Origin of the sequence: Protofrankia symbiont of Coriaria myrtifolia (genome assembly GCF_900634755.1) — a bacterium.
In the GTDB taxonomy this organism is placed as follows: Bacteria; Actinomycetota; Actinomycetes; order Frankiales; family Frankiaceae; genus Protofrankia; species Protofrankia coriariae.
The window spans coordinates 1-4,908 of record NZ_CAAAFS010000004.1; the positions used below are offsets into that span (position 1 = coordinate 1).

Sequence of the window (4,908 nt, forward strand, 5' to 3'; positions counted from 1 at the left end):
AGTAGGTACGGGTCGACCTCGTGGGGCTTGTCGAGGAAAAGGGCTCCGGTGAGCTGCTCGAGGTACACCACGTCGGTCTGGTCCGCCGCGGGTGACTCCGGCCCGGGAAAGCGAAGGATGGTGAACGCGCCGCACTCGGCCACGTGGGCGCCGAGCATGAACGGCATGATCTGGATCGTGATGTTCGGCCGGGTGGACATGGCGGCCAGATGCTCAAGCTGGGCATGCATCACTGCCGGTCCGCCGATCGACCGCCATAACGCTGCCTCGTCGAGCACGACCCAGAGTTGGGGTGGGTTCGGCCGCGACAGCAACCGCTGCCGACTTGTCCGGACCGCGACCCGCCGCTCCACGACGTCGGGTGTCAGGTGGTGGCCGCCGGCCGCGATGACCGCTCGGGCGTAGTCGGGGGTCTGCAGCAGCCCGGGAACGAACTGGACCTCGTAGCTGCGGATGAGAGTGGCCGCTTCCTCCAGGCCGATGTATGGCGCGAACCAGCTCGGCAGCACGTCACCGTAGGGCTGCCACCATCCTGGTGCGTTGGCTTCCGGGACCAGTTCCAGCAGCGGAGCCCGCTCGGCGGCGGCGGTGATGCCGTAGTAGGTCAGCAGGTCCGCGACGTCTCGTTCCTTGAAGCTGACCCGTCCGAGCTCCAGTCGGCTGATCTTCGATTCCGAGGCCCGGATGTGGTAGCCGGCTTCCTCCCGACTGATCCCGCGGTTCTCCCGCAGCTTGCGCAACTGGGAGCCGAGCAGAATCCGGCGCGCGGTGGGACTGCCCCCCGGCAGGTCGGTCATCTCTGCACCCCCGCAGCCGCGCTTGGCGTGGACAAACCCGCTGCGCGCTGGCTCAGTCGCGACACGCCCGCCGGGACCGGACGATAGCGTACTCCGAGCGTACGTCGATGACCGAGGCGACGAACATCATCACGCCGTGACCAGGACGGTTGGCCCGGGGAGCGGTCTGTGCTGCGGCTGTCGCGCCGCGTTGGAGCCGTGTGCTACCGAGCGCTTCAGAGCTTGCGCGCGACAGCGCCGAACTGGGGCACCTCTGGAGGAAGGCCACCAGCCGGGGCGGGATCGGGCCGCCATCGGGAACAGGACACGATGCCGGGCTCCAGAAGTTCCAGGCCGTGGAAGAAACGGGCGACCTCGTCGCGGCTGCGGGGGGTGATCGGCGGGGTGGCGTGTTCGTTCCAGTGGCGCATGGACGCGGCGTTGGCCTCGCCACCGAGTTCGTGCGTCGGGTGCGCGACCACCAGGTAGCTGCCGGATGGCACGTGGTCGATCAGGTGGTCGACCACCGCGACCGCCGTGTCGGTGTCGAGGATGAAGTTCAGACTGCCGAGAAACATGATCGCGGTTGGTTTCGCGAAGTCCAGGGTCTCGGCCGCGGCCCGCAGAATCGAACCGGGATCGTGGACGTCCACGTCGATGTAGTCGGTGGCGCCCTCGGGGGTTCCCACGAGCAGGGCACGGGCGTGCACCAGCACGAGCGGATCGTTGTCCACGTAGACGATCCGGCTGTCGGGGGCGATCCGCTGGGCGACCTCGTGGGTGTTGTCCGCGGTCGGCAGTCCGGTGCCGATGTCGAGAAACTGACGAATCCCCGCCTCGCCGGCGAGGTAACGCACGGCGCGGCCCAGAAACGCCCGATCGGCTCGGGCCACGTCCACAATGCCGGGGAACATCTGCCGGACCTGTTCGCCGACCTCGCGGTCCGCGGGGAAGTTGTCCCGGCCGCCCAGCCAGTAGTTCCATACTCGGGCGTTGTGGGCGACCGTGGTGTCGAATCCGAGATCGCCACCCCAGTCAGGTTGGTTTTCGGTAATGGCGGCGGACTGAAAGTTCCAGACCTTCGTCGGGTCCGCCGGGGGACCGCCGGGAAGAGGACCCGGGTCGGGGCTGGCGGGAGTCGACGTGTCCTCTGCCACTGGGGCGTCTCCTTCGCGGACATGGGATGGAAGCGGCACAAAGGTATGCCCGCGCGCCGGTGCCTGCCAGGGCGCGTCTGACGGATGTTCGATCGCGCGACCGGATGGGGCAACGAAGATGGCGTGGCGCGAAAGCGTAGGGAGAAAATGCCGTCTGGTCATGGCGGCCGATGCCACCGTGATGCTCGACGCACAGAGCTACGATCCGGGTCAGAGACCGTTCGGTCGGTCACTTTGCAGGACTTGGTCGGAAGGACCCGGCGTGGCAGACGACAGCGAGCTACCCGCCGTCCGGCAGCCGGTCGCTCGCCACGATCCTGGGGCCCTCGCTCCAGCGGGGATCGCGCTGGCCTTTACCGGGGTGGGAAAGGTTTTCCCGGACGGGACCGAAGCCTTGCGTGACATTTCTTTCACGGTGGGAGAGGGCGAGTTCGTAGCGGTGGTCGGGCCATCGGGGTCGGGCAAGTCCACGCTGCTGCGGATCGCGTCGGCCCTGACCGAGCCCTCGTATGGGACGGTAGTCGTGAGCACGGCCGTTCCCGGCTATGTCTTCCAGGATCCGACGCTGCTGCCGTGGCGCAGCGTGGAGGGTAACGTCGGCCTGCTGGCCCAGTTGGACGGTGTTCCCAGGCCCGAGCGACGCCGGCTCGTCGCGGAGGCGATCTCGCTGGCCGGGCTCACGGGTTTCGAGCGTCACCGGCCCAGGGCGCTGTCCGGTGGCATGCGGATGCGGGTGTCGCTGGCGCGGGCGCTGACCGTCCGGCCGTCGCTGTTCCTGTTCGACGAGCCGTTCGGCGCGCTCGACGAGATAACCCGGCAGCGGCTGGGGCAGGAGGTGCTGCGGCTGTATGGGCAGGAGCGGTTCGCCGGCCTGTTCGTCACGCACTCGGTCGTGGAGTCGGTCTGGCTCGCCAGCAGGGTGGTGGTCCTGTCCACCCGTCCGGGACGGGTGCTGGCCGAGATCGACGTCCCGTTCGACTACCCACGGCAGGTGGAGCTGCGGTTCGACGCGGCGTTCGGCCGCACGGCGCGTACCGTGTCCGAGGCGTTGCGGGAGTCCTTCGCGTGACCGCGGTGAAGCGGCCGCGGCCCCCGTCCCCCGCTTTCCCGGTGCCGCCGGCGGGACCGGCCGGACCGGCGGGACCGGCACGAGACGCATCCGCACATTCCTGCTGGGGCCGGGCCGTGCGGGTGGCGGTGCCGCCGCTGGCGGTGCTCGCCGTGGTTGTCGGTGTCTGGTACACGGTGAGCTACCTTGCGCTCGCGCCGCGTCGATGCTTTCTTCTCCCGCCGCCGCACGAGGTGGTCACTGACGGGTTCGGGGACTGGCCGACCTTCCACGAGATCCTCACCGGGCTGGGCGAGACCGCGCAGGTCGCGCTTGTCGGCCTGGCCATCGCCGCCGCGCTCGGCATGCTCTTCGCGGTGCTGATGAGCCAGGCGCGGTGGGTGGAGCGGTCGTTCTACCCGTGGGCGGTGGTGCTCCAGACGATCCCGATCCTGGCGATCGTTCCACTGATCGGGTTCTGGCTCGGATACGGGTTCTGGTCACGCACTGTTGTGTGCGTCCTCATCGCCTTGTTCCCCATCATCACGAACACCCTGTTCGGGCTGTCGTCAGTGGACGCCACGCATCACGACCTTTTCACGTTGCGTCGCGCGAGCCGGTGGGCGCGGCTGGTCCATCTCGAGATCCCGAGCGCTCTTCCGGCCGTGTTCACCGGGCTGCGGATCTCCGCCGGTCTGTCGGTGATCGGCGCGATCGTCGGTGACTTCTTCTTCCGGGAAGGACGACCCGGTATCGGCAGCCTCATCGACGACTACACGCGCGGGCTGGAGTCGGCACCACTGTTTGCCGCGATCATCGTGTCGTCTCTGTTCGGTCTGGCGGTGTTCTGGGTGTTCGGGCTGCTTGCGCACCTGGTCGTCGGGGACTGGCACGACTCGGGGCGGAGGTCGTGACCCTGGGCCGTGGCGATCGAACATCTGCCGGACACGGCCCCGGGCCCGTCCGCCGTAGCTTCACTCACCTTCAGCCCTGTCCCTTCTGAACGCATCAAGGAGAGCAACGCGAGCATTAACGTCGCGCCGGCGCCACGCGGTTGCATGGATCGGCGCCGCCGCGGTGGCGGTGACGATGGCGGCCTGCTCCAGCTCGGATGGCGGGTCAAGCGTTGGGCCCATCACTATGGCAGGCGGCGGCCCGGCGGCCGCGTCCCAGTACACGACCCCGCTCAAAGGCGTCTGCCCGGACACCGTCGTCGTGCAGACGAGCTGGTGGCCGGAAGCGGACCAGGGGTTCACCTACCAGCTACTCGGACCCAACCCGACGATCGACGCGGACCACAACCGGGTGGTTGGCCAGCTCGGCGCCACCGGTGTCCGCCTGGAGATCCGCTCCGGGGGTCCGGCCGCCGGCTACCAGCAGCCTTCCGCGTTGATGGCACAGGATGACGCGATCCTGCTCGGTTACGTCGGCACGGACGAGGCGATCCAGAACTCCGGCAAGATCCCGACGGTGGCGGTGCTCTCCTCCTACGACCGCAACCCCGAGGTCTTCCTGTGGGGTAACCCGGACTGGAACTTCACCAACATCGGTGAGATCGGACAGTCCGGGGCGAAGGTTCTCGCCTACGCCGGCGCGGCCGACATCGACCTGTTCGTACGCCAGGGGCTGCTGAAGCAGTCGCAGGTCGACACCTCGTACCAGGGCAGCCCGGACCGCTTCGTCGCCGCCGACGGCAAGGTCGTCCAGCAGGGCTTCGTCACCAACGAGGTCTACCACCTCGAACACGACGTGCAGGCCTGGAACAGGCCCGTCAAATACCTGCTCGTCGATGCCTACCCCATCTACCAGTCCGCCCTGGCCATCCGCGCGGACAAGCTCGAGGCCAACCGCGCCTGCCTGGCCAAGCTCGTTCCGCTGTTCCAACAGGCGCAGCGCGACTACATCACCGCCCCCGGCCCCACCAACT

General features: G+C 68.4%; 5 protein-coding genes. 3 read left to right on the forward strand and 2 right to left on the reverse strand.

Going from position 1 to position 4,908, the window contains the following annotated elements; all coding sequences use genetic code 11:
* On the reverse strand, positions 1-797 hold a 797-nt coding region (locus tag CM1CMNOD_RS00170; RefSeq protein WP_043604295.1), incomplete at its 3' end, for a helix-turn-helix domain-containing protein.
* A 215-nt stretch (positions 798-1,012) separates the two neighbouring features.
* The gene (locus CM1CMNOD_RS00175; RefSeq protein WP_050803641.1) at positions 1,013-1,831 is read right to left on the reverse strand and encodes an SAM-dependent methyltransferase; all 819 of its coding nucleotides are present in this window, start codon (positions 1,829-1,831) and stop codon (positions 1,013-1,015) included.
* A 364-nt stretch (positions 1,832-2,195) separates the two neighbouring features.
* Here CM1CMNOD_RS00175 and CM1CMNOD_RS00180 point away from each other — a divergent pair, with 364 nt between their 5' ends.
* From CM1CMNOD_RS00180 to CM1CMNOD_RS00190, 3 genes are all read left to right on the forward strand, one after another.
* The gene (locus tag CM1CMNOD_RS00180; RefSeq protein WP_013871647.1) at positions 2,196-3,002 is read left to right on the forward strand and encodes an ABC transporter ATP-binding protein; all 807 of its coding nucleotides are present in this window, start codon (positions 2,196-2,198) and stop codon (positions 3,000-3,002) included.
* Positions 2,999-3,895, forward strand: a complete 897-nt coding sequence (locus CM1CMNOD_RS00185) for an ABC transporter permease (RefSeq protein ID WP_013871648.1) — start codon at positions 2,999-3,001, stop codon at positions 3,893-3,895. The genes CM1CMNOD_RS00180 and CM1CMNOD_RS00185 overlap by 4 nt, the downstream gene beginning before the upstream one ends.
* Before the next feature lie 226 nt (positions 3,896-4,121).
* The coding region (locus CM1CMNOD_RS00190; RefSeq protein ID WP_131773780.1) for a hypothetical protein at positions 4,122-4,908 on the forward strand (787 nt) is incomplete at its 3' end.